Annotated in this window: 27 protein-coding genes; 14 read left to right on the top strand and 13 right to left on the bottom strand. The window is 66.6% G+C overall.

Translation table 11 applies throughout. The annotated features are described in order from the left end of the window. The 8 genes from PKE71_RS10150 to ubiV all read left to right on the top strand — a co-directional run bounded on the left by PKE71_RS10150 (position 1) and on the right by ubiV (position 5019). Positions 1 to 585, top strand: coding sequence for a phage tail protein (locus tag PKE71_RS10150; RefSeq protein WP_271186857.1), 585 nt, complete (start codon positions 1 to 3; stop codon positions 583 to 585). A gap of 19 nt (positions 586 to 604) precedes the next feature. After that, positions 605 to 886 carry a DUF6916 family protein gene (locus PKE71_RS10145; RefSeq protein WP_271186856.1) on the top strand — a complete coding sequence of 94 codons (282 nt, stop codon included), beginning with the start codon at positions 605 to 607 and terminating at the stop codon, positions 884 to 886. A 64-nt stretch (positions 887 to 950) separates the two neighbouring features. Beyond that, positions 951 to 1547, top strand: a complete 597-nt coding sequence (locus PKE71_RS10140; protein ID WP_271186855.1) for a phage tail protein — start codon at positions 951 to 953, stop codon at positions 1545 to 1547. Between the two features lie 19 nt (positions 1548 to 1566). Continuing rightward, on the top strand, positions 1567 to 1848 hold the full coding sequence (locus tag PKE71_RS10135; protein WP_271186854.1) for a DUF6916 family protein: 282 nt from the start codon (positions 1567 to 1569) through the stop codon (positions 1846 to 1848). A gap of 85 nt (positions 1849 to 1933) precedes the next feature. Then, positions 1934 to 2491: a GNAT family N-acetyltransferase gene (locus tag PKE71_RS10130; protein WP_271186853.1), complete on the top strand. Its 558-nt coding sequence runs from the start codon at positions 1934 to 1936 to the stop codon at positions 2489 to 2491. A gap of 100 nt (positions 2492 to 2591) precedes the next feature. Further along, positions 2592 to 3137, top strand: coding sequence for an SCP2 sterol-binding domain-containing protein (locus PKE71_RS10125; RefSeq protein ID WP_271186852.1), 546 nt, complete (start codon positions 2592 to 2594; stop codon positions 3135 to 3137). Next, on the top strand, positions 3137 to 4120 hold the full coding sequence (gene ubiU, locus PKE71_RS10120) for a ubiquinone anaerobic biosynthesis protein UbiU (RefSeq protein ID WP_271186851.1): 984 nt from the start codon (positions 3137 to 3139) through the stop codon (positions 4118 to 4120). Before PKE71_RS10125 ends, ubiU begins: the two co-directional genes overlap by 1 nt. Further along, on the top strand, positions 4111 to 5019 hold the full coding sequence (gene ubiV, locus PKE71_RS10115) for a ubiquinone anaerobic biosynthesis protein UbiV (RefSeq protein ID WP_271186850.1): 909 nt from the start codon (positions 4111 to 4113) through the stop codon (positions 5017 to 5019). Before ubiU ends, ubiV begins: the two co-directional genes overlap by 10 nt. Before the next feature lie 25 nt (positions 5020 to 5044). Here ubiV and PKE71_RS10110 read toward each other — a convergent pair whose 3' ends face one another. The 3 genes from PKE71_RS10110 to PKE71_RS10100 are packed head-to-tail and all read right to left on the bottom strand — an operon-like array spanning position 5045 to position 6224. Next, positions 5045 to 5287 carry a hypothetical protein gene (locus tag PKE71_RS10110; protein WP_271186849.1) on the bottom strand — a complete coding sequence of 81 codons (243 nt, stop codon included), beginning with the start codon at positions 5285 to 5287 and terminating at the stop codon, positions 5045 to 5047. After that, complete coding sequence (locus tag PKE71_RS10105; RefSeq protein ID WP_271186848.1) at positions 5271 to 5840, bottom strand: RNA polymerase sigma factor; 570 nt, start codon at positions 5838 to 5840, stop codon at positions 5271 to 5273. Before PKE71_RS10105 ends, PKE71_RS10110 begins: the two co-directional genes overlap by 17 nt. Positions 5841 to 5846: 6 nt before the next feature. Beyond that, on the bottom strand, positions 5847 to 6224 hold the full coding sequence (locus PKE71_RS10100) for a hypothetical protein (protein ID WP_271186847.1): 378 nt from the start codon (positions 6222 to 6224) through the stop codon (positions 5847 to 5849). Positions 6225 to 6390: 166 nt separating this feature from the next. Here PKE71_RS10100 and PKE71_RS10095 point away from each other — a divergent pair, with 166 nt between their 5' ends. From PKE71_RS10095 to PKE71_RS10085, 3 genes are all read left to right on the top strand, one after another. Continuing rightward, positions 6391 to 7878 (top strand): amidohydrolase family protein, encoded by a 1488-nt coding sequence (locus PKE71_RS10095; RefSeq protein WP_271186846.1) that lies wholly within the window; start codon positions 6391 to 6393, stop codon positions 7876 to 7878. 103 nt (positions 7879 to 7981) lie between these two features. Continuing rightward, entirely contained in the window at positions 7982 to 8257 is a 276-nt protein-coding gene (locus PKE71_RS10090) for a hypothetical protein (RefSeq protein WP_271186845.1), read from the top strand. A 102-nt stretch (positions 8258 to 8359) separates the two neighbouring features. Then, entirely contained in the window at positions 8360 to 8557 is a 198-nt protein-coding gene (locus PKE71_RS10085) for a hypothetical protein (RefSeq protein ID WP_271186844.1), read from the top strand. Positions 8558 to 8568: 11 nt separating this feature from the next. On the opposite strand, the gene PKE71_RS10080 is transcribed toward PKE71_RS10085, so the two are convergent. The 4 genes from PKE71_RS10080 to PKE71_RS10065 are packed head-to-tail and all read right to left on the bottom strand — an operon-like array spanning position 8569 to position 11811. Further along, positions 8569 to 9279 (bottom strand): DUF3299 domain-containing protein, encoded by a 711-nt coding sequence (locus tag PKE71_RS10080; RefSeq protein ID WP_271186843.1) that lies wholly within the window; start codon positions 9277 to 9279, stop codon positions 8569 to 8571. Between the two features lie 8 nt (positions 9280 to 9287). Beyond that, entirely contained in the window at positions 9288 to 10547 is a 1260-nt protein-coding gene (locus PKE71_RS10075) for an ABC transporter permease (RefSeq protein ID WP_271186842.1), read from the bottom strand. Beyond that, a complete protein-coding gene (locus PKE71_RS10070) occupies positions 10544 to 11245 on the bottom strand; it encodes an ATP-binding cassette domain-containing protein (RefSeq protein ID WP_271186841.1) in 702 nt (233 codons plus the stop codon). Before PKE71_RS10070 ends, PKE71_RS10075 begins: the two co-directional genes overlap by 4 nt. Continuing rightward, on the bottom strand, positions 11242 to 11811 hold the full coding sequence (locus tag PKE71_RS10065) for a ZrgA family zinc uptake protein (protein WP_271186840.1): 570 nt from the start codon (positions 11809 to 11811) through the stop codon (positions 11242 to 11244). The genes PKE71_RS10070 and PKE71_RS10065 overlap by 4 nt, the downstream gene beginning before the upstream one ends. A gap of 121 nt (positions 11812 to 11932) precedes the next feature. Between PKE71_RS10065 and PKE71_RS10060 the strand changes: the two genes are divergently transcribed. The 3 genes from PKE71_RS10060 (at position 11933) to PKE71_RS10050 (ending at position 14125) form a co-directional block, all read left to right on the top strand. Next, positions 11933 to 12304 (top strand): MerC domain-containing protein, encoded by a 372-nt coding sequence (locus tag PKE71_RS10060; protein WP_271186839.1) that lies wholly within the window; start codon positions 11933 to 11935, stop codon positions 12302 to 12304. 218 nt (positions 12305 to 12522) lie between these two features. Continuing rightward, positions 12523 to 13800: an FAD-dependent oxidoreductase gene (locus PKE71_RS10055; protein ID WP_271186838.1), complete on the top strand. Its 1278-nt coding sequence runs from the start codon at positions 12523 to 12525 to the stop codon at positions 13798 to 13800. Then, positions 13769 to 14125, top strand: a complete 357-nt coding sequence (locus PKE71_RS10050) for a RidA family protein (RefSeq protein ID WP_271186837.1) — start codon at positions 13769 to 13771, stop codon at positions 14123 to 14125. Before PKE71_RS10055 ends, PKE71_RS10050 begins: the two co-directional genes overlap by 32 nt. Before the next feature lie 27 nt (positions 14126 to 14152). On the opposite strand, the gene ggt is transcribed toward PKE71_RS10050, so the two are convergent. From ggt to PKE71_RS10020, 6 genes are all read right to left on the bottom strand, one after another. After that, on the bottom strand, positions 14153 to 15919 hold the full coding sequence (gene ggt, locus PKE71_RS10045) for a gamma-glutamyltransferase (RefSeq protein WP_271186836.1): 1767 nt from the start codon (positions 15917 to 15919) through the stop codon (positions 14153 to 14155). A gap of 37 nt (positions 15920 to 15956) precedes the next feature. After that, on the bottom strand, positions 15957 to 17198 hold the full coding sequence (locus tag PKE71_RS10040; RefSeq protein WP_271186835.1) for a dicarboxylate/amino acid:cation symporter: 1242 nt from the start codon (positions 17196 to 17198) through the stop codon (positions 15957 to 15959). 3 nt (positions 17199 to 17201) lie between these two features. Beyond that, positions 17202 to 18803: an N-acyl-D-amino-acid deacylase family protein gene (locus tag PKE71_RS10035; protein ID WP_271186834.1), complete on the bottom strand. Its 1602-nt coding sequence runs from the start codon at positions 18801 to 18803 to the stop codon at positions 17202 to 17204. A 10-nt stretch (positions 18804 to 18813) separates the two neighbouring features. Continuing rightward, complete coding sequence (locus PKE71_RS10030; RefSeq protein WP_271186833.1) at positions 18814 to 21870, bottom strand: TonB-dependent receptor domain-containing protein; 3057 nt, start codon at positions 21868 to 21870, stop codon at positions 18814 to 18816. 168 nt (positions 21871 to 22038) lie between these two features. Next, a complete protein-coding gene (locus PKE71_RS10025; protein WP_271186832.1) occupies positions 22039 to 22959 on the bottom strand; it encodes a LysR family transcriptional regulator in 921 nt (306 codons plus the stop codon). Between the two features lie 182 nt (positions 22960 to 23141). Beyond that, entirely contained in the window at positions 23142 to 24017 is an 876-nt protein-coding gene (locus PKE71_RS10020) for an alpha/beta fold hydrolase (protein WP_271186831.1), read from the bottom strand. Positions 24018 to 24036: the final 19 nt, after the last annotated feature.

Below are 24036 nucleotides of genomic sequence, written 5' to 3'. Positions count from 1 at the left end.
ATGAGCATGATTACGCCATATGGTTGTAATTTCGTAATTCGAAGCTGGGGGCAGTGCGCCGGCGGCCTCATCGCGATCAGCCAGAACGATGCCCTTTTCTCGCTGCTCGGAACCAATTTCGGCGGCGACGGCCGCACGACATTCGGCCTGCCGGATCTGCGCGGCCGGGCCGCCATCAGCTGGGGCCAGGGTCCCGGCCTGAGCTTCCACAATATCGGCGCGAAGGGCGGCACCGAACAGGTGACCCTCACACAGTCCCAGATGCCGATGCACAACCACTCGCTCTTCATCACGACGGCGACACAACCTGGCGCAACGAGCCTGCCGGTAACGACGGGCGGCGGCGACGCGTCGACGCCGGACGGCAACTACATGGCCGCAACCAGCAGCACCAACCGCATCTACGGCTCCACCCTGTCCAGCCCGCCCGGCGAAATGGGCCCGATCCCGCTGCCCTCGCAGCAGGTCAGTGTACAAGGCAGCACGATGAATTCCGGGGGCAGCCAGCCCGTCTACACGGAGTCGCCCTACCAGGCCGTGAACTACCAGATCTGCATGTACGGCATCTACCCGTCGCGCGCCTAACCGAGCCAGGAGCCTTGTCATGAAGAAAACAGATCAACTGACCGCACAGGACTTCCAGGCCCTGGTCGGCGCCACATTCCAGCTCGCCCACAAGCCGGTCTCGCTCGACAGTGTCGATATCCGCGAAGCGCCTACGCCGGAACACCGTGCCCCGGCCAGCATCACCTTCGTCGCCGACGAGGAGATCGATGTGGATCACGGCACCCACCTGCTCTCCCACCCGGAACTGGGGGATCACCTGCTGCACATTCACCGCGTGAATGGCGGCGACAAGCCGACCTACGAACTCATCATCGGCTGATCATCCGGATTGTCGCGGCGGCGCACCCTTCGGGCGCCCGCCGCACTGCTCGAGGGAGATGGGCATGGAAGCCTATATGAGCATGATTTCAGCCTTCGGCTGCAATTTCGTAATCCAGAACTGGGGCGCCTGCTCCGGCGGTCTTATGGCGATCAGCCAGAACACCGCCCTGTATTCGCTGGTCCAGAACTTCTACGGCGGCGACGGCCGCACGACATTCGCCCTGCCGGACCTGCGCAGCCGGACCCCAATCAGCTACGGGCAAGGCCCGGGCCTGAGCAACAAGGTCCTCGGCCAGACCGGCGGCCGTGAAACCACCACACTGACGATCCTCGATCTGCCGATGCACCATCACGACATGTCGATCACCGGCCAGACCCAGGCCGGTACGGCCAGCTTGCCCGTGACAACGGGCGGCGGGGACGCCTCCACGCCGGACGGCAACTTCATGGCTGCAACCAGCAGCACCAACCGCATCTATGGCTCGACCCTGTCCAACCCGCCGGGTGAGATGGGCCCGATCACCATTCCGGCGCAACAGGTAACGGTGAACGGGATGACGAACATGTCCGGCGGCAGTTTGCCGGTTCACACCCAGTCGCCCTACGAGGCCGTGAATTTCCAGATGTGCCTGTACGGCATCTACCCGTCACGTAGCTGATCAGGGGAGGAGCCCCATCGTGAAATTGCTTGAAGATCTCAAACCGGAAGACTTCGAAACGCTGGTCGGCAAGGCGTTCGAGCTGGACGGTCACACTGTCACGCTGAAGAAGGTCGAGACACGCGAAGCGCCGGGCAAGAAGTTCCGGGCGCCGATGAGCCTGGTTTTCGCCGGACCGGAAGATACCGGCGTGATCGCCGGAACCCACACACTCTCTCATCCGGACATCGGCGAGCACGCCCTGCTCGTCCACCGGGTCACCGATCCGGACGAACCGACTTACGAGATCGTCCTGGGCTGACCGGTCCCGGCCGTCCCGGGCCAGAACCCGGGACGGCCGCACCGTCTGCCGCCGCAACCGCACGCCCAAAGCATCCGGTAAAACCATGTATCAGCCGTCCCAGACATCCAGTGCCGCGGTCAATCCGCTCGACCTCAATCTGCGTCCGGCCCAGGCAAAGGACGAGGCCTTCCTGCGCGCCGTCCACGATTCCGGTCGGGCCTGGGAGTTCGAGCCGCTCAGGGCGGCCGGCAAGGATGACTTGCTGGCGAAGATCTACAAGCAGCAATACGCCGCCCAGCACGACGTCTATTTCAACGCCTTCACCCTGGCCAAATATGCCGTGATCGAGTGGTGCGGCCAGCCCATCGGCCGGCTGTATGCCGATTTCCGCGACCACGAGATCCGTATTCTCGACCTCAATATCCTGCCCGCCTATCGCGGCCGGCGGATCGGCGAGATCATCGTGCGCAGCCTGTGCGCCCAGGCCGCGACCGAACACAAGCCGGTGACGCTGCAGGTCCATCCCCTCAACCGCGCACGGGCTTTCTACCAGCGCCTCGGCTTCGTGATTGCCGGTGAGCCCGCGCCGCACTCGCCAGGTGCCGGCGCTTTTGTCGAGATGGCCTGGCGCGATCCGGCCACCACTGCCACCCAGGCGTGACCCTGCGACATTCCGGCCGTGCGCCCGTATGCCGCGGGGGCGAGCCCTGTGACTTCGATTACCCCTGAAGACCGGACAACGACCGGACCGAGGGGGCTCCATGCATTCCACAACGACATCACCGCCGGCATCCTGGCGCCGTCCCGCCCGCCTGTTCGAACGCGCGCCCTTTGCGCTGCCCGCCGCGCCGCCCTGGCAGTCGCCGCAGGCCGCGAGGATTGCCCTGGCACCGCTCAGCGCGATGCTGACCCTGAGCCTGCGCCGGGTGCTGCGCCGTCATCCTGGTCTTCACGACCGGCTGGACGCCGCCCGCAATACGGTGATCCGGATTGCACCCGTGGAATACCCCGTCGCCTTCGAGATCGCGCTGACCGGTGCCGGCGGCACCGTCACGGCCCTGCCGAAATCCGCACCCGGGCCGGTCAATGTGCGGGTGGAAGCACCGCTGGAGTGTCTTCTCACCATCTTCCAGGGCGAGGATGACGGGGATGCGGCCTTCTTCTCGTCAGAACTGGTGATCGAGGGCGAGATGGCGCCCCTGGTTGCCCTGCGCAATGCAATCGAGGCGGCCGGCCTGGACTGGCGCGACCTTCTGCCCCTGCCGCTTCCGCCCGGCATGGATGCTCTGATCCGGAGGCTGGCCTGATGCTCGAACTCGTCTGCCCGGCCGGTACGCCGGCCAGCCTGCACGCGGCGGTGGAGAGCGGGGCTAACGCCGTCTATTGCGGCCTGCGCGACGCCACCAATGCCCGCAATTTTCCCGGGCTGAACTTCTCGCCCGACGAGCTGGCGGCATCGGTCGAGTTCGCCCATGCCCGCGGCGCAAAAGTCCTGCTCGCCGTGAACACGTTCGCCACGGCCGGCGACACGGCGCCCTGGACCGAGGCCGTCGATACGGCGGCCGCCTGCGGCGCGGACGCGATCGTCGTCGCCGACCTCGCCGTGCTCGATCACGCGGCAAACCGGCATCCGCAACTGCGCCTGCACCTCTCCGTCCAGGCCGCCGCCGGAACGCCGGAAGCCATCGCTTTCTACGCCGAACGCTTCGGTGTGAAACGGGTCGTCCTGCCGCGCATCCTGTCCATTCCCGAGATCGCCGCCCTGGCAAAGGAAATCCCCGTCGAGATCGAGGCCTTCGCCTTCGGAGGACTGTGCGTGATGACCGAGGGCCGGTGCGACCTCTCTTCCTACGTCACCGGCCGTTCGCCCAACCTGTCCGGCGTCTGCTCGCCGTCCGAATGTGTCAGCTATTCCAGCGAGGACGGCCAGCGCTCGGCGAAGCTGTCCGGACTCACCATCGACCGCAGCGCTGCCGGCCAGCCGGTCGGTTACCCGACGATCTGCAAGGGCCGTTTCGTCGACAGGGGCGAGGCCAGCCACATCTTCGAGGACCCGGTCAGCCTCAACACGATCGACGTCCTGCCCGACCTTATCCGCGCCGGCGTCAGCGCCCTGAAGATCGAGGGGCGCCAGCGCGGCAAGGCCTATGTCCAGCAGGTCACCCGCGAATTCCGCACGGCCATCGATGCCGTGCTTGCCGGTCAGCGCACCGGCACCGCAGACACACTGGCCGCTCTCACCGAGGGGCATCGCAGCACGACGGGGGCATACCGCAAGACATGGCGCTGACATCCAAATCCATCGGCCTCACCCTGGGCCCGCTCTATTTCAACTGGCCCGCCGGCCGCCTGGCCGACTTCTATGCCCGCATCGCCGACGAGGCACCGGTCGAGCGTGTCCATCTCGGCGAGATCGTCTGCGGCAAGCGCTCGCCGCTGGCCATTGACGCGATCGTGGCGGCGGCCGAGCGCCTGGAGCGCGGCGGCAAGACCGTCGTCTGGTCCGGCCTCATCTCACCGGTCAACAAGCGCGAGCGCCGGATGACGCGGGATCTGATGCAGGGCGACAGCATCGTCGAGATCAATGATTTCGGCGCCCTGAAAGACCGCCAGGACCGGCCCTTCGTCGCAGGCCCCTTTCTCAACATCTACAATGAAGCCGCCCTCGCCCTCCTGGCGTCGATGGGCTGCGAGCGCTGGTGTCCGCGGGTCGAACTGTCGCTCGACGCGATCTCGGCCATCGCCGCCGGCAATCCGGCCGTGGAGGTCGAGCTCTTTGCCTTCGGCCGCCTGCCGCTCGCCCATTCCGGCCGCTGCTATCACGCCCGCCAGAACGGGCTGACCAAGGACAGCTGCCAGTATGTCTGCGAGAAAGACCCCGACGGCGCCGGGGTCGAGACGCTCGATGGCATCCCCTTCCTCGCCTATAACGGCGTGCAGACCCTGTCCCACGCCCTGCATGTGTCGCCCTTTGCCTCCGCCGCCTTGCGGCAGAGCGGGGTGAGCGCGTTGCGCCTGTCGCCGCACACGGGCGACATGGTCGCCATCGCAAAGGCCTGGCGCGGCTTTCTGGATGGCCGGAGCGATCTGGACGCCCTGCTCGCCGCGATCCGCGGCGAGATGCCGGGTTTCGACCTGGTCAGCGGCTATCTTGCCGGCAAGCCGGGGCGCGAATGGGCCGCCCCGTAGCGCAGGACGTCCGGGCCCGGCGCCATCACCCCTCGCTCTCGCACCAGGCCAGCGCCAGGGCGGAGAGGGCGATGTACAGCACGACCAGGCCGAAGCCCGGCGTGTCCTGTTCGGCAAAATCGGCAACGACAGGCAGGGCGAAGCCGAGGCCGGCCAGCCAGGCCAGCAGGATCAGCGTCGACACGATCGCCCGGCCGTGACGCACCAGCCGCAGCCGGATCGACAATATCGCGGCCCGCCGCCGGGCCCGGTCAGTCAGACGGCTCATCTGCGTCCTCCTCTTGCGGGGCGAGCCGCGCCGCCAGCCGCTCCTTTGCGCGTTTGACCCGTGACTTCAGCGTCCCCAGCGGCACCTTGAGTGCCCGCGACGCCTCGACATGCGTCAGCCCGCCGATCTCGCACAGGATGGCGACATCGCGTTCTTCCGGAGCGAGCGCATCCAGCGCGGCGCGAATATCGATCGGCCAGTCCGGATCGCCGGTCACGAGCGGCCGCACCTCGCCGCGCAACCGGTCGAGAATGCGCCGGTGCGAGCGCTGCCGCCGGGTCAGCATCAACAGCTCGCGATAGCCGATGGCGAACAGCCAGGTGCGAAAGGCCGATCGTCCGTCATAGCGGCGGATATGCATGAAGGCCTTGATCAGCGCCGACTGGGCGAGATCCTCGGCATCCTGCCGGTGGCGGATCGAGGCGTTGAGAAAATCGGTCAGGGCCGCCTGGTGCCGGCGCACCAGCTCCTCGAACGCATCCGCATCCCCCGCTGCCTGGCACAGCGGGATCAGCTTGCTGTCGCTGAGCTGACGGAGCGGCCGGCGGGTCATCGGCCGCTAGCGCTCGTCCCGGCCGGTCAGCAGGAAATGGAAGAGAAGATGCACCAGTCCCAGCGTGAAGGGCAGGCCGGCAATCGCCAGCACGAAGAGCTGGGCCCGCAGGCTCTCCATCAGGAATGCCAGGGCGAGGCCGGGCAGGACCAGCGCCAGCAGGATCAGCCCGCGCCGCAGGTCGCGGAAGCGCCGCCGCGTCCCGCCGGCGATCTGCGCCAGCGCGGCCTGGTCGACCGTCTCGCAGCGCTCGACCAGCAGCCGGATCGTGGCGAGATCCGCCTTGCGTTTGCGGTAGGCGAAGAATTGCGCGCTGATCGGAATGGCCGCGAGGAATGCCACCACCAGGATCGGGATGAGTTTGGCGACGATATCGTCTTCCACGGCGACCTCCAGCCTGCCTGTTTGCGCTTTGATGCAGGCACATGCTGCCACGGATGACGGGCAGGCGATCTTTTTTCAGCGTCATCCGGATCGGGCGATGCCCGCATCCAAGGGCTCAGACCCGCTGCGATTTCCGCAGCCTGAAAACGCCAAGGAGCCCTTGCCCATGACGCCGTCCCGCCTCGCCGCCGCGACCCTCGCGCTTTGCCTGTCCACCGCGGCACACGCCCAGGACACGCTGCAGATCATCCATGTCACCGTGATCGATCCCGCCAGCCGCACGGTCCGGCCGGACATGACGGTCACCCTGTCCGGCGGCCTGATTGCCGCGGTGGAGCCTGCTGCCCTGGCGGCAGCGCCCGAGGGCGTCCGCGCCATCGACGGCCGGGGCCGCTTCCTCATCCCCGGCCTGATGGACATGCATGTGCACACGAATGTCGCGCCGGTCACCGAGACCAGCCTCGCCCTCTTCCTCGCCCATGGCATCACCTCGGTGCGCGACATGGCCGGCGATTGCTGGGAGCCGCAGACCCCGCCCTTCCTGTGCCGGGACGATCTGGTGACCTACAATGCCCGCATCGATGCCGGAGCGCTGGCCGGGCCGGATCTGGTACGCCTGTCGAGCGCCTTCGTGCAGAGCGACCGCACCGGCCATTTGCCGCCGGATGCCGATCCGATGTTCACGCCGCAAACGGAAGAGCAGGGCCGGGCCCTTGCCGATTATCTCGATGCGCGCGGGGCCGATCTGGTGAAGATGTATCACGCCATCCTCCCGGCCGCCTATGAGGGGCTGATGGACCGGGCCGGCGAGCTCGGCCTGGAAGTGTCCGGTCATATCCCGCTCGTGCTGTCCGCTGCGGAAGCCTCGGCGGCCGGCCAGCGCACGCTGGAGCACGCCAAGGATATTGTCACCGATTGCAGCGGGTTTGGCGCCGAATACCACGCCCGCATCCGCGCCGTGATCGGCGGCGACGAGACGGCGCAATGGCCGGACGATGCGGAACGGCTTTCGCGCACCGTGGCCAGCTTCGACGCGGACACCTGCCGCGCCCTGATGCGCGAACTGGCGGCCAACGGCACTTACTACGTCCCCACCCACGGCACGCGCGAGATGGATGCGCGCGCCGGCGACCCGGCCTATCGCGACCATCCGGCACTGGCCTACATCCCCGGCTTCCAGCGCCAGCACTGGAATGCCGATCTCGATCGCACGGCCGCGGAACCTGCCGAAGTCCGCGATCACTATGCCCGCTTCTACGCCCTGGGACTGCAGGTCACAGCGTTGGCCCATGAAGAAGGCGTCGCGGTGATGGTGGGCACCGACGCCAATGACACGATGATCATTCCCGGCATCAGCGCCCATGAGGAACTGGCCCGCCTGGTCGAGGCCGGACTGGGCCCGATGGACGCACTGCGCGCCGCGACCGCGACGCCGGCCCGGTACCTTGGCCGCGACGGCACGCTGGGTACTGTCCAGGCCGGAGCCGAGGCCGACCTTCTCCTGCTGGACGCGAATCCGCTGGACGACATCGCCGGCACCCGCGCCATCGCGGCCGTGATCGCCGATGGCCGGCTGCATGACCGGGCCGGCCTGGATGCGCTGCTCGACAATGTCCGCCAGCGCGCCGCGGAGGGCACGCTGCCGGGCGAGTAGGCGCCTGTCACGGTCAGGAGGGGCCCGCCGCCTGCAGCGGCGGGTTGCCCTTTTCGCGACACATGTAACATGGCGACTATATCGGGAGCACCGGAGTTCAACCATGTTCCGGCATGCCGTTGCGACAATGCTTGCCGCGGGTCTGGCCAGCCTTGCACCCTGCACTGCCTCGGCAGCCCAGCCCCCCGAGAGCCTGTCGGAGCCGGTGACGCAGCATGTGCGGACCGACAGTCCGCGTCTGGCGCTGACCGGTCTGCAGCTGATCGACGGATCGGGCACACCGGCGTGGCGGGACCAGACCATCCTGATCGAGGAGGGCCGCATCCGGGCCGTGGGTGACAGCGTCGACGTGACGGCCCCGAAGGGTTCGAGGTGGTAGCGCTAGACGGCCGGACGGCAATGCCGGGCATTGTCGGCCTGCACAATCACCTCCACCATCCGGGCGTTCCCGTCAGCCATTTTGCTGCGCCGCATCTTTATCTTGCTGGCGGAAACCGCCTATGCCGACCCGATCGCCGACATGCTGCCCGACACGCTGTTCAACGGCCAGGGCCGCGTCGCCGCCCTCGCCTACGCCGCCGGTCTGAGACCCGCACGCGAGATGATCCCGCCCTTCGAGGACGAAGCCTGGCTGGAGGCCGAATTCGCGCGCCGCGGCGTGTTCTCTGGCCGGGACTGAGGCGCCTTGGATTAGTCCCGATAGGGCTCGTGGCTGATCAGGCGCATTGTGTAGGCGGCATCGCCCAGCCCGTTCATATGCCGGTCCGAGGACAGCTCGCCTGTCACCCAGACCGGATCCCACAAGCGCTCGACCCGCAGCGGTTCGTCCAGCGTGACATAGACGATCTGGTTGGGCGGCGGCGGCGGGGTGTGAATGCAGGCGCCGAAATAGGGCACCAGCAGGAATTCGTCGATCGCGCCGCCGGGCTGATAATCCAGCGGCAGGATGAAGCCGGGCATGCGCACCGTCTGGCCGATCAGCGCCGGCTCGACATTGAACGTGCCGATCTGCTGCATCTGGCCGCCGAAATGATTGATCTCCATCGTCGCATAGGCCGAATTGTAAAGCTGTTCGATCCGCTCCAGCTCGCCTTCCGGCAGGAGATCGTCCCAGTTGATGGTGATGACGCCATTCTCGTCCGGCGGCGGAAAGTCCGGACCGGGCGGCGGCGGTGTTGCCCGCAGCGGCGCTTCGTCGTCCGCAGTGGCGGCCGCCTGCTCTTCGGGCTCGGCAGGCTCCTCGGCCTCTACGTCCTGCGGTTCCGGCTGCACGGCCTCTGCTGTCCGGGAACTGCCCGCCGCCGCGGCTTCGGTGCCGGGCGAGGCGTCGGCACCGCTGGGACTGGCGCCACAGGCGGCGAGCAGAAGAACGGGAAGCAGGTAGATGCGGATGGAAGACATGATGGACCTCACAAGCGGATGGACAGGCCGTCGGCCAGCGCATTGCGCTGTGCCCGCCAGGCCGGCCAGGCGCCCAGCAGCGCGCCGGCCAGGGTGACGGCCCCGAGGACAAGGATTTCGGTCAGGCCCGGCCCGCCGGCCAGGTCGAGGCCGTAGCGCGCGGCCACGCTGCGGGCGATGACGGCAAAGCCGACCTGCGCCAGGAGAATGCCGATCACGGCGCCGGCGGCCGCCAGCGAAGCGGCTTCCAGGATCAGCAGGGCAAAGATATCGCGCGGCCGCGCACCCGTCGCCCGCAACACCGCCATCTCGCGGCGGCGCTCGTTGAGCCCGGCCGACAGGGCGGTGAGGATGCCGGTCATGCCGACCACGACGACCAGCAGCGAGATCGCCTTGAAGGCCGTCTCGCCGGCCCCGATCACCTGCCAGAGCTGTGACAGTGCCACGCCCGGCATGATCGCGCTCAGCGCCTCGCCCCGATAGGTGTTGATCTGCCTTTGCAGCCCCAGAACCCGGATCGGCGAGCTCACCCCGACCAGGATCGCCGTGATGCTGTCGGGCTCGAGCGTGCCGGGATCGGAGGTCTCGCGCACCGCCTGCCCGGACGGTGGCGCGCCACTCTCCCAGCCGGCGTGAATCGCCTCGATACTCTCCAGCGAGACATGGACAGACCGGTCCACGGGCGTGCCGGTGGGCGCGAGAATGCCGACAATCTCGAAATCATGGCCTGAATGTTCGGCAAAGCTGACATCGCCGATCCCGTGCGACAGCCGGATGAAGCCGCCCAGGCCATAGTCGAGCTGGCGGGCCACTTCCGCGCCCAGCACCACCTCATGGGTTCCGTCGAAGACCCGGCCGTCGGCCAGCGTCAGCGGCTGGCTGCGGCCATAGCGGTAGTGCTCGAAATAGGCCTGTGTCGTGCCCACGACCCGGTAGCCGCGATGACTGTCGCCCAGGGAAATGGGAACGGTCCAGTCGACATCCGGCGCCGAGGCGATCAGCTGATACGTGTCCCAGCCGATATTCGCGGTCGGATCGCCCAGGCGGAAGACCGAATAGAGCAGGAGATTGATCGCCCCGCCGCGCGCGCCGACGATAAGATCAGTATCCGAAATAGTGGAATCGAAGCTGGCCCGCACACCGGTGCGGATCTTCTCCACGCCCAGAAACAGCATTACGGCGAGCACGATGGACAGGATCGTCAACGCCACCGAGACACCGCGATTGGCCAGGCTCTTCCAGGCCAGGGTGAGAAGCGACGCACTCATGCCGCCTGCCTCGCGGGATTGATGGCAGCGAGTTCGATCTGCCGGTCGAACCGCTCCGCCAGGGTGCGGTCATGGCTGACGAACAGCAGCGCGGCGCCGGACTTGCGGCACTCCGCGGTCAGCAGGGAGAGGAAGGCGTCGCGGGCATCCTGGTCGAGCGCCGAGGTCGGCTCGTCCGCGATGACCAGGCCCGGCCGGCCGATCAGCGCCCGGGCTGCCGCCACACGCTGTTGCTGTCCCACACTCAACGCCGTGACCCGGCGGGTCAGGCTGCCGGCATCCAGCCCCAGCGCGTCGAGCAGGCGGCGCGCCTCGGTGTGCGCGTCCGTCCCGTCCTGCTTCAAGCGCTCAGCCCGCGCCGCCGAAAAGCGCAGCGGCAGAAGGACATTCTCCAGCGGGCTGAGATAGGGCACGAGATTGAACAGCTGGAAGACGATCCCCAGTTGCGCCGCGCGCAGGGCATCGCGCCGGGCGGGACGGGCCGGATCCATGCGCGTGCCCAGGACGCAAACCTCGCCCTCGCGGCAGGGCGTGATCCCGGCGATCAGGCCGAGCAGCGTGCTCTTGCCGCTGCCCGACGCCCCGGCGAGGAAGACCGCCTCTCCGGCGGCCATCTCGAACCGGTCGATCTCCAGCACCGCCGGCCCGCCGGGCCAGGCGAAAACCAGGTCGCGGATACGGACAGCCGGTACCGTCATGGTGCCAGACGATGGTCCGGGGCTGACGGCGTCAGATCGAGGCCGATCTGCCGGTCCGGTGACACCAGCACCGCCTCGATCGTCTCGAACCGTTCGAACACCTCGAAGACACCCGTACCGATCCGGCGCAGACGTTGCGGTTGCGCGCAGTCGAACCGGTAGGTCACCCGGATATCGTGATAGCCGGTATCGGCGATCTCGCCGCCCAGATAGGCGCAGCCGGCATCGCGATCGAGCCGCAGAACCACGCCTTCGGCCAAGAGGCTGGACCGGGCCTCGCTGACGAGGCGCGCCTCGTCCGCATCGCGCGGCTCGCGCTCGAAACCGAAGAGATTATAGCCCGGCGTCTCGAACTCGGCCTCGACCCGCCCATCGGCATCGATAGCGACGCCCAGATGGCCGACCCCGTGGACATGGGCCGCGTGTCCCTCATGCCCGTCATGATCCGCGTGATCAGGGTGCGCATCGTGATCGCTATGTGGGGTCTGTGTGGCACCTGTGTCGCCCGTATGTAGCCCTGACGAGGCCAATACGGCGCCGGCAAGCATCAGAATATCCGGTCCCACTGCATATCTCCCTGCGAATTCGGCAGACCTGCCGTTGATCACATTTCGATACGTTATTATATAACACAAAGAGCGTTCAAGAGGGCCGCTCATGTCATTTTCGTTACCCGGGAGAAAACGCATGCGCCGCACTCAGGATGCCGCCGGGATCGCCCTTTCGGGCCTCTGCCTTGTGCATTGCCTGGCGCTGCCCTTCCTCATTTCGCTGGGGCCGGCGCTGGTCTGGATGGAGGATGAGCGTATCCACCTCGCCCTGGCAGGTCTGGCGCTTCTGGTCAGTCTCAACGCCATGCGGCGCTGGCCGGGCGGCATGCGCGGCATCGCCCTGCGGGGGCTGGCCGTGACGGGCCTGGCCCTGCTCTTCTTCGGCGCGCTGGCCGGGATTTCCGAACTGACCGAACGCGTCGTCACCGTCACCGGCGCCAGCAGCCTGGCCCTGTCGCACGGCGCCGCCTGGCTGACCTCAGCCGGCCGCCCCGCACACCGGCACTAGCGTCCGGACAGGCCTGAGCAGGCGTTTCAGGCGGGGGTATGCACCGGCGTTATGGCCCCTGTCCGAATATGAAGTGGCCGAAGACACGGCGCACTTTCTATGGTCTGGATATGCTTCAACCCCGTGCCGGAAAGAACCATGCACGCGTGCTCATGTCCTGACAGCCGGCCACCCGGACCGGCCCCTGCCCGCACAAGACAAGCGGGACCAAACGCGGCATGACGCGCACGCTGAAATCCGTTGCCATTATCGGTGCCGGCGTCGTCGGTGTGGCGACCGCCTATGCCCTGGCGCGGCGCGGGCTGGATGTTACGGTGATCGACGGCCGCGAGTCCGCCGGCCGCGGCGCGTCCTACGCGAACGGGGCTCAGCTGAGCTATCTCTACACGGACGCCCTCGCCAATCCGCGCCTGTTCCGTGACATGCCCGGCCTGCTTCTCGGCCGCAGCGAAGCCTTCCGCATGCGGTTGAGCCTCGACCCGGACTATCTGCGCTGGCTGCTGGCCTTTCTGCGCAACTGCACAGCCGGGCGGTTCAAGCGCAACACGCTTGCAGCCCTCGAACTGGGACTGGAGTCCCGGCTGCAGATGGCCAGCCTGCTGGCCACTCACGATCTTGATTTCGGCTATGCGGTGCGCGGCAAGATGCACCTCTATCACACCGAAGCCGCCTTCGCTGCGGCGCGCCGCGTGATGGGGATGAAGAATGTCGGGCCGGCGGCCCAGCAGGCCCTGAGCTTTGACGAAGCCCGCGCGATCGAACCGGCGCTCGATGCGGCGCCGGACAGGGCGGTCGGCATCATCTACACGCCTGATGAAGCCGTCGGCGACTCGTTCCGCTTTTCCAGCAACATGCTGGAGCTGCTGCAGGCGCGCTACGGCGTGCGGGTAATCTTCGACGCGACCGTCAGCGAGGTCAGCACGGCATCGGGCGAGGCGCTCCTGTGTACCGACGGCCAGGCTGTGAAGGCCGACATGGCCGTCGTGTGCGCCGGTGCCGATGCGCGCCGCCTGCTGCGCCCCTTCGGCGTCTCGATCCCGGTCATGCCGATGAAGGGCTACTCGCTGACCGCCCCGCCCGGTGAAGCCGCGCCGACGGTCAGCCTGACGGATACGACACGGCGGCTTGTCTTTACCCGGCTCGACGGCCGCATCCGCGTCGCGGGACTGGCCGATCTCGGCTGGCGCTCGGCCGATCCGGACCCGGCCCGGCTCAACACGCTGCTACAGCACGCAAGGGCCTCTCTGCCACAGGCTGCCGCCTTTGATGACGCTTCGAGCTTCTGGGCCGGACTGCGGCCGATGACGCCGAACTCCCTGCCCTGCATCGGACAGGCCGGCCCGGCGCTCGCCTACAATGTCGGGCACGGCATGCTGGGCTGGACCCTGGCGATGGGGTCCGGCGAGCGGCTTGCCCGCCAGATTGCACCCGATTTCGACCCGGTATCAGAAGGACACGCCCCTCATGACCTCAAAACCCTTGCCGCCACCCCTTAGCCCCACACGGGAAGCAGCGGGCCTGCTGTTCATATCCGGCCAGCTGCCGCGCGGCGATGACGGGAAAATGGTCGCCGGCGGGATCACCGAACAGGCAAGCCGGGCCATCGACAATCTGGCCGCGGTTCTCGCCCGGCACGACATGACGCTCGACGATGTCGTCAAGACCACGGTCTGGCTGACCGATGCCGCGCTGGCGGGTGAGTTCAACGCCGTTTATCGCGCGCGTTTCGCCGAACCCTTCCCGACCCGTTCGACGGTTGTTTCCGGCCTGCTGGCCGGCGACGCGCTGATCGAGATCGAAGCCATCGCCCACAAGGGCTGATCCCCGACCCTCCCGCCTGTCGGCGCCCTACCAGCGATAGCCTGGCAGGGTGCCGACATTTCTGACCCCGGCCGCCCGGGCGTCGGGACGCCGCGGATCCGCCGCGCCCTCGAACACTCCGTCCGCAATGCGGATGCACTGGGCGCTGCCGATCGTGTCGGAGAACTCGATCTCGTGGCCCAGGCTGCCCAGCAGGCGCAGCGTGTCGATCGACAGGCCGGGCTCCACTTCCAGCTCATCGGGATACCAGTTCTGGTGAATGCGCGGCGCCTGCACGGCCTCGGCAATATTCATGTCGTGGTCGATCACGTTCAGGATCACCTGCAGCACCGTATTGATGATGGTGGAACCGCCCGGCGTGCCGACAACGAGATAGGGCTCGCCATCGCGGAACACGATGGTGGGCGTCATGCTGGACGTCATGCGCTTGCCCGGCTCCAGCCGGTTCGCGACATTCGACTGCATCCCGCGCACATCATTGAGATGCGAGCGCAGGGCGAAATTCTTCATCTGGTTGTCCAGCAGGAAACCGGCCCCCTCGACAAGGGCGCCCGACCCGAAGGACGAGCCCAGCGTATAGGTGTTGGAGACGACATTGCCGGCGGAATCGGCAACCGAGAAATGCGTGGTATCCGGACTTTCGAAGGCGAGCGGATCGCCCGGCGAGACGGCGCTGGCCGGCGATGCCGACGTGCGGGAAACGTGGCTGACCCGTTCCTCTGCATAGGCCTTGGAGATCAGCGTCTCGACCGGCACCTGCACATAGTCCGGATCCCCCAGATATTGCGTGCGGTCGGCATAGGCAAGCTGCATCACTTCCGACAGGGTGTGCAGCGTCGCGGCACTGTTCGCACCCATCGCCGAGAGATTGAAATGTTCCAGCATGTTGAGCATCTGGAGCAGGGCGATCCCGCCCGAGCTCGACGGTGGCATGGTCACGACCTCATGACCGCGATAGGTCGTGCGGATCGGTTCACGCCATTGCGCTTCATACGCCGCAAGATCCTCCATCGAGATCAGCCCGCCATTGCGCTCCATGTCCGCGACAATCCGTTGGGCTATCTCGCCCTCGTAGAAATCGCGTGGGCCGGCCGTCATCAGCCGCTGCAGCGTCCAGGCGAGGTCGGGCTGAACCAGCCGCTCGCCGAACTGATAGGGGCTGCCGTCGGCATGGAAGAAGGCGGACCGGGCGGCGTCGGAACTCGACAGGCGCCGCTCGCCCCATTGCAGGGCTTCGGAGAGATCCCTTGAGACGACAATACCGTCCTGTGCGAGTGACATAGCGGGTGCAATAAGGTCCGCCCAGGGTAACACCCCGTACCGTTCGTGCACCGCGGCGAAGCCGGCGACGGTTCCCGGGACGGCGGCGGCGCGATGGCCGTAATTGGCCGCGTCATTGATCCGCCCGCGACGGTCGAGAAACATCTCGACAGTCGCGGCGGCCGGTGCGGCCGAACGGTAGTCGAGTGCCAGGACCCGGTCTTCCTCGGCGATATAGACCAGCATGTAGCCGCTGCCGCCCAGATTGCCGGCGCGCGGCAGGGTGACGGCGAGTGCGAAGCCGGTGGCGATGGCCGCGTCGACGGCGTTACCGCCGGCCGCGAGGATTTCTGCACCGACACGGCTGGCAATCTCGTTCTGGCTGACCACCATCCCGTCCTCGTCGACGACCGGATGGACGATGCTGTCATAGTCGAGCAGCGAGGACTGGGCAGCCGCCGGACCGGTCGCGGCCGGAAGGAGCGTCGCGGCACACAGGGTGGCGGTGCAGAGCGTACGAAGAAACGGCATCATGGCGGTTGTCCCCTGGATTGTCGGATTGGGTACGCGGTTATTCGACCGGCTTGGCCCGGTAGACCTCTTCGTCGATCTCGCCCTCCCAGCGCCCGACGACGGTGGCGACGCAGAGGTCGCCGGTGACGTTGGTGACGGTGCGGGTCATGTCGAGAATGCGGTCGAAGGGCAGGATGAAGCCGACCACAAGGGCGATCTGCTCCGGTGTCATGCCGATCGTCTGCAGCACGGCGGCGATCAGGAAGAGCGAGGCGGACGGCACCGAGGCTGTACCGATCGACACCAGCGTGGTGGTCAGCGCGATCAGCAGATAGTCCTGCAGCTCCAGCGGAATGCCGAAGGCCTGGGCTGCGAAGACAGCCACGATGGCCACATAGAGCGCCGTACCGTCCATGTTCACGGTCGCGCCCAGCGGCAGGATGGACGAGGCGACGGCGGGCTTGATGCCCAGATTGTGCTCGGCCGCCGACAGGGTGGAGGGCAGGGTCGCCGAGCTCGACGAGGTGGAGAAGGCGACCAGCTGGGCCTCGCGCACCCCGCCCAGGAAGGGAATGACCGGCAGGCGGGCGAGGAATTTCACGAACAGGGCGTGCGTGATGACAATGTGCAGGAAACAGCCTGCCACCACGGTCACGGCCAGAACGAAGAGATTGGCAAAGGCGCTGAGCCCGCTCGTGCCCATCACCCAGGCGACCAGGGCAAAGACCCCGAAGGGCGCGAATTCCATGACGATGCCGGTGACGTTCAGCATGGTCTCGGCGCCTGCGTCGAAGGCGGATTTGAGCGCTTTCGTCTTTTCCCCGCCGATCAGGATGCCGGTCCCGGTCATCAGCGCGAAGAAGATCACAGCCAGCAGGTCACCCTGGGCGAAGGCGGCAAACGGATTTTCCGGCACGATCGCCAGCAGGCGTTCGGTCAGTCCCATCGGCTCGGACAGTTCCTGCGGCGTCGCCCCGGACAGGTCGATCCCGTCGCCCGGCCGCAGCCCGGCCGCCAGCGCCAGACCCAGCAGGATCGCGAACAGGGTGGTGGCGAGATAGAGCGCGATCGCCTTGCCGCCGATCGAGCCGAGCCGTTTGGGATCGCTCATCGCCGTCACGCCCGAGACCAGGGTGACGAAGACGAGCGGGATGATCAGCATCCGGATCAGCCGGATGAAGAGATCGCCGATCCAGCGCAGGTGTTCGACGGCGTCACCCGCGAAATAGCCGGCCACGGCGCCGAGCGCGAGGGCCAGGAGAATGCGTTTCCAGAGGACGATGTTGAACCAGAAGGACAAGAGCTATTCCTCGCACAGATCGATATGGCTGGTGTCGCGCAGGACCGGCTGGCCGGCCAGCGCGCCGGTGGTCGCACCATTCTCGATGGCCAGCACGCCGTTGACGAGCAGATAGCGCACGCCTTCGGACAATTCCTCCGGCGCGGCATAGCTCGCGCGCGGCGCGAATGTGTGCGGGTCGAAGACCACGATGTCGGCGACAAGACCTTCACGCAGATAACCGCGCCCGGCGAGGCCGAACGTATCGGCGGTGAGGCCGGTGCTGCGCCGGACAAAGCGCTCCAGCGGCATCATCCCGCCGTCCACGACGAGATCGCGATAGGCCTTGGGGAAAGTCGCAAAGCGGCGCGGGTGCCCGGTCGATCCGTCGGACGCCGTCATCACCCAGTCCTGACCGGCGAAGGCTTCGATATCGGCCCCGTCCATGACGAAGGATGCAACGCGGTAGCCGCCGGAGCGGATAATGGCGATGGCAGTTTCGACCGGATCCTCGTCCCGCTGTCCGGCAATATCGGCCAGCGTGTGACCGGCCAGTGCCGGATCGGCCCCGCGCAACGGCCGCGTGAGCAGCAGGGCGTCGGCGCCCGCGCGTCGGCGCAGATTGTCATGCATCTCGGCCACCAGGCGCGGCCGCACCGCCGGATCATCCAGCCGGGCTATCAAACCGTCATGGCCGCCATCCAGCGCCCAGCGCGGCACCAGCGCATTGGTCAGGCGCGTGCCCGAGGCACGCCAGGGATACTGGTCGGCGGTGACACGAAGACCGTTTGCGCGCGCCGCCGCGACCCTTGCGATCACGGCTTCGCTTTGCCCCCAGACATCGGGGCCGAGCGCCTTGATGTGGGCGATATGGACCGGCGCGCCGGAGCGTTCGCCGACCGTGATCGCCTCGTCGATCGAGGCCAGCAACCCCTGGGAATAGCTGCTCTCGTCGCGAATGTGGCTGTCATAGAGACCGCCGCGTTCGGCGGCCACGGTGGCCAGCGCCACCACTTCATCCAGTGGCGCGAAATTCTGCGGGGTGTAGTGAAGCCCGGTGGAAAAGCCGATGGCGCCCTCGCACATTCCGCCCGCCAGCATGGCTTCCATGCGGGCGAGTTCATCAGCTGTTGCCGTGCGGTTCTCTTCGCCGATCACGGCAGTCCGGATCGGTCCCAGACCGACCAGGAAGCCGGCATTGGGACCGATGCCCCGTGCCTGCAGATCCTCAGCCAGACCGGCAATGCCGGGCTCGCCCCCACCATCATTGCCGACGAGGACCGTGGTCACGCCCTGGAAGAGAATATTGTCGCTGCGGCGGCGTTCGGCATCGTCAGCCGCGAGATCCGCCAGCGCGTGCGTGTGCGGATCGATGAAGCCCGGCGCGACGACCAGCCCGTCCGCCGCGATGACCCGGTCGGGCGTCAGCCCGCTTTCATCCAGCGCGCCGACAAACACGATCCGGCCGTCTTCTGTGACAACATCCGCCACCCGGCCGGGCGCGCCGGTTCCGTCGACGACCGTCCCGCCCGTGAAGGCAAGCGTCTGCATTGCCGCGGCCGGAGCAGCCGGGACAAGGACGGCCAGTGCAAAAGCACCGGCCGCCTGAAGCGTCTTTGCAAGCATGGTTCCTGCCCTAGAAGGACTTGCGGACCGAGGCGTAGAGGAAACGTCCCCGTGCCGAATGCAGCGTTCCCAGATAGTTGAACGTGCTGTCGGCCACGGGCGGATCCTCATTGGTGAAGTTGCGCGCCCCGACCCGGACCCGGGTGTTGTCCAGCACGTCTTCGCGATCGAACGTGTACTGGACATAGACATTGCCGTAATACCACTCGTCGACCTCGAACTGGGTACCGTCACCGAGCGTCGCCCCGGTGTCCAGCACGGAACTGGTGTAGCGGCCGAACAGACCGGCGCCCCAATTTCCGTTGCGCCAGGTGATCGAGGTCGTCGCACGCCATTCCGGATTGCCGTTCTGCCGCAACAATCCCGCCGCCCCGTCGACCACGAAGCCGCTGAAGATCTCGCCGGCATCCTGGGCATCGATGATGGCCTGGGCTTCCGGTGAGGGCTCCTGGTCGAAGGTGATCAGATGGGCCGCCGTGACGGAGACCCGGAAGTCGCCGAGCGGCGTGTCGTCGATATCGTAGAGGACCGTGACGTCGACACCTTCGATCTGCCGCGGCAGGAGGTTCTGATAGGTGTCCTGCACCTCGATCACCTCGCCGACCGCATCGAGACCGGTACCGGCAAAATCGGCGATATCGTCGGCGCTCGGCGCCTCGCGGATCACCGCCGGGTTGAAGGAACCCTGGGTGCGCAGCAGGTAGTCATAGGCGAGGTGATTGTCGTCGCCGAAGATACCGATGACGTTTTCCTGCTGGATATTCCAGTAGTCGACCGTGACCGTCAGATCGCCGAAGCGGCGGTCCCAGAGCTGCGGCTGGAAGACGAAGCCATAGCTGTAGGTCGTATTGGTCTCCGGCTCCAGAGTGCTGGACCCTTCCCGCACGCTGACCGTCGACTGAGCCCGCAGGCATTCGTCGACATTGGCAATGCGGCCGGCGCGCAGATCGGCCTCGCAGAAGACGTAGTCGAGGCGGGTGTTGGACCGTTCCACGCCGCGCTCGTGGATCTGCGGCAGGTTCGGTGCGCGGAAACCCTCCGAATAGGAACCGCGCAGCATCAGCCAGTCGGTCACTTCCCAGCCGATCGCCGCCTTCGGCTTCAGCACGTCGCCGACGTCGGAATAGTTCTCGTAGCGCGCAGCCAGCTGGACATCGATGGCCTGCATCAGCGGGATATTCATGTCGCGGCTGACCAGCGGCACCGAGAGTTCGGCGTAGGAGGAGAACACCGAACGGTCGCCGGAGGAGTCCGGCGTCGGGCTGGAACCGAGCACGTCGGATCCGAAGAAGTCGCCGCTGATCGGGTTGGTGAAGGTGATCGTGCCGTCCAGGCGATCGTCGCGATCGTCCTCGAAGGCCTCGTGCCGCAGCTCGACCCCCAGCGCGACACCGACACCGCCGGCCGGCAGCTGGAACAGGTCCGGACGCGAGGTCTTGAAATCCCACAGGCCCAGCTCGGTGGAGTTTTCCCGCGTCACATCGACCATGAAGCTGTCGATCGTGGATTGCGGGTTGGGCGTCGAGTCGCCGTTGGAGAAGTCGACCAGATTGCCGCCGTTGAACGGATTGTAGGCATCCGGCGTTTCCAGTGCGAGCGACTCCTGGAGCAGCGTGTTGGAGATGCGGTTGGTGCGGTCTTCCGTGCTGGCCTCCGACCACAGCATCGCCGATTCCCAGTCCCAGGCGCCGAACGAGCCGCGCAGGCCCGCCAGCAGGCGGTAGCTGGTATTGTCGACATTGATCACTCGCGGGCCGGCATCGACGAAGCGGTAGTCATTGATGATGTTGGCCACGCCGGCATCCGGAATGTTCAGGCCGGGCAGACGGTTCGGATTGGCGCTGCCGTCCGAAAAGGTCACCGGACCGAAGGGATTCCAGTAATTGCTGGCCGGGACGATGATGTCGGCGGCGCTGAGCGGCGAAGCCTGCTCGCGATGGGTCATGTAGTCGGACAGGTAGAGCCCGGCCTCGGCGAAGAATTCCAGCCCGTTGCCGAAATCATGGTTGAAGAAGGAAAAGGCGTTGAACCGCTCATTGTCGCCATAAATCCAGCGGTCGAAGTTGGAATTGTAGCGATAGACGCGGTCCGAGGTGGAATTCTGCGTGCTGTTGTCGATGCAAAGCCCGGCACCCAGATCGGCCAGGCAGCCGGTCACGCTGTCCGGCTGGATGTGCCAGTAGTCGCCCGACGAGGTCAGCGCCGTACCGTTCTGCCGGATGGTTGCCGTGTAATCCCAGGTCTGGAACTCGCCGAAGGGCGAATTGGTCGAGCGGTTGTCGAAATCGGTGTCCCCCTCGAAGGGCGTGCCGATCACCTGGTCGCGCGCATCATAGCTGGCCGCATAGTCGCGATCCGTGGCCGGCATGCCGGCGCGATCCATATAGTCGACGAAGATCGACAGGTTCGACTGGCCATTGTTGAAGTCACGGCCGAAGGCGATGCTGCCTTCGAGCTCGCGCAGCGAGGTGCCCTCGGACCCGCCATATTCGACCTCGGCGGTCAGACCGTCGAAATTGTTGCGCAGGATCGTGTTCACCACGCCGCCCACAGCATCCGTGCCGTAGATCGCGGCGGCGCCGTCGCGCAGCACTTCGACCCGGCGGACGCCGTTATTGGGGATGGAATTCACGTTCACCGTCGTCACCGGTACCAGGTTCTCGGTCTGATAACCCGGGTGCAGAACCAGGCGGCGCCCGTTCAGCAGGACCAGCGTATTGCCCGAACCGAGCGAGCGCAGATCGACCGAGGCGACATCGCCACGGGCGTCATTGACGCCGCCCGCCGTGCGGCCTTCCTGGAAGGCGACATCGCCGGCTTGCGGGATGGAGCGGAAAAGCTCGTCCATCGACGAGGCGCCGATCGCGTCGAGATCGTCCGATCCGATGACGGTGACCGGCAGCGCGCCGGTGATCGGTGTGCCGGCAATGTTGGAACCGGTGACGACAATCACTTCGGTTTCGTCATCGTCCTGCGGCGGAGCCTCGGCTTCCTGGGCATTCGCCACCTGCGAAAACAGAACGGTTGAACTGAGCAATATGAGTTTGGAAACCCGCCCGACGGTCATAGCAATCTCCCCTGCATGACGGCGCCGACCCGCTCGTCCCTGTGACGAGGCAGCGCCCTGATCGCAAAGGTTTTCAGATTATGTCGCGCCCGTGAAGGCGCGCAGCCGTAGTCAGTTTTTGTGCGGCCATAGACGAAGGTTATGCCCGCAATGCATGCGCCCGGGCGCTCAGTGCACTGAGTGAGTTCGCGAAATCACCGCGCGCAGCACATCAAGGAAGCCATCAACCAGTTCCGCCTGGTTTGTGCGTTCGCCCGTACCCGTGTCGACGGAGTCCGCCGTGACGGCGTTCACCGAGTAGCGGATCGGGTCCCGGAAGCGCAGCAGACGGATCTCGGGATCCTCGTTGAAGGCCGCGGTGAAACTGTCGACCACGGCCACGCCGACGCCGTGCCGCACGAGCGACATCGCGACATAGTAGGTGCGCGCCGTCACCACTTCGCGCAGCGTCACGCCGGCGCGGGACAGCTGGTCGCTGAACAGGTCGCCGCACGGACCGCTGTCGCGCAGGCCGATGAATTCAACCCCGTCCAGATCGGTCAGCGAAATGCTGTCGCGCCCGGTGAACTGATCGTGCCGGGCCACGAGCAGCAACTCGCTGCGGCCGAGCTCCTGCGTGACCAGCCGCGCATTCATCGGCGCCCCGTATCCGATGGCAATGTCGCACCCTTGCTGGAACAGGGCTTCGGCGATCTCGCTGGAATGCAGCGTATTGATCTCGAAGCTGACCTCCGGCTGGACCCTGCGATAGGCCGCGATGGCCTCGGGCACGATGCTCAGCCCCAGCGAGGGCAGCACGCCCAGGCGGATATGCCCGCCCCGGCGCTCGCGGATATTCTTGGCCAGCTGGTTGAGCGCCCGGACATCGCCATAGACATCCTTGGCCTTGTCGAAGAGCTCGTGCGCCGCCGCGGTCGGGATCAGGCCGGAACGGCCGCGCTCGAACAGGGGATAGCCCAGCTGGTCTTCGGCATGGCGCAGCACCTTGCTGACCGAGGGCTGGGACACATTCAGCTCGCGCGCGGCGGCACTGATCGATCCGCAGCGGTAGACGGCATGGAATATCTCGATGTGGCGCAGGCGTAGCACGATGACGGTCCCGGAGATTGGCTGGGTCCAATAGGACCGGGCTTTTCCGGGCCGGACAAGTCCGCCGCATGCAGATCGAGCCGGCATTTTCAGCAAGAGTGGGGACCGGTCTTGCGGTTCGAAAATGCGGCCACTCGGAAAGCCGGAGCAATTTCATCGACCTCGATTGCGATGAAATAGATCTATTCGACGGCGTCGAAGAAGCCCGCCAGCGCGGTCCGGCTGTCCGGTTCGGACAGATCCGGCGTATGTCCCGCGCCCGGAATTTCGCGCGCACTGACCGAGGACGAGCACGCCGCCATGCGGGTTAGTGTCCGGCGCGACAGGATGTCGGAATGCTCGCCGCGCAGAACCAGCGCCGGGCGATTTCGCGCCAGGCGGCGGAAATTGCGCCACATGACGAAGCGCGCCAGCGGCATCAGCCAGGACGGGGCCTGTGCGGCCACGGCAGGATCATAGGTCGGCTGCAACCTCCCCTCGGGCGTCTCGACAAACATGCGGGCGGCAAAGCGCTGCCAGTCGCTATCCGTGTAGTGCGGAAAGACATCGCCCGCGATGTGCCGCGCATAGGCGACGGCGCCGTCCCAGTCGGTCACGGCCGGGGCGCTCGATGCATATCCGGAAATCCGGGCGATTCCGGCCTTCTCGATCGTCGGACCGATATCGTTGAGCACCGCGCCTGCCAGCCGGTGCAGATGCGTCCGCGCCATCTGCATCGCCACCATACCGCCCAGCGACGTGCCCAGAATGTGAAACCGGTCGATGCCCACATGGTCGGCCAGCGCGACGATATCGGCGGCATAGACCGGCAGCCGGTAGCGCGCCGGATCGCCGGACGCCGACCGGCCCCGCCCGCGCAGATCGACCGCCAGCGTCCGCCGGCCCCGCGCCGCCAGCCAGGGCGCGACGTCTTCATAGTCGAGGCTGTTGCGGGTGAGGCCGGGAATGCAGATCACCGGAATACCGGCCGCAGCGGCGGGACCGTAATCGCGCGCGAACAGGTCGAGCCCGTCCTGCGAGGTCCAGCGGATCCCGGCCGGTTCTGTTTTTGAAGTCATGATCAGTCCTGTTGCGGGA

The sequence above is a fragment of the Maricaulis virginensis genome (assembly GCF_027922185.1).
GTDB lineage: Bacteria > Pseudomonadota > Alphaproteobacteria > Caulobacterales > Maricaulaceae > Maricaulis > Maricaulis virginensis.
The sequence above is the reverse complement of the archived record's forward strand: the minus strand, read 5'-3'. Positions and strand labels throughout refer to the sequence as shown.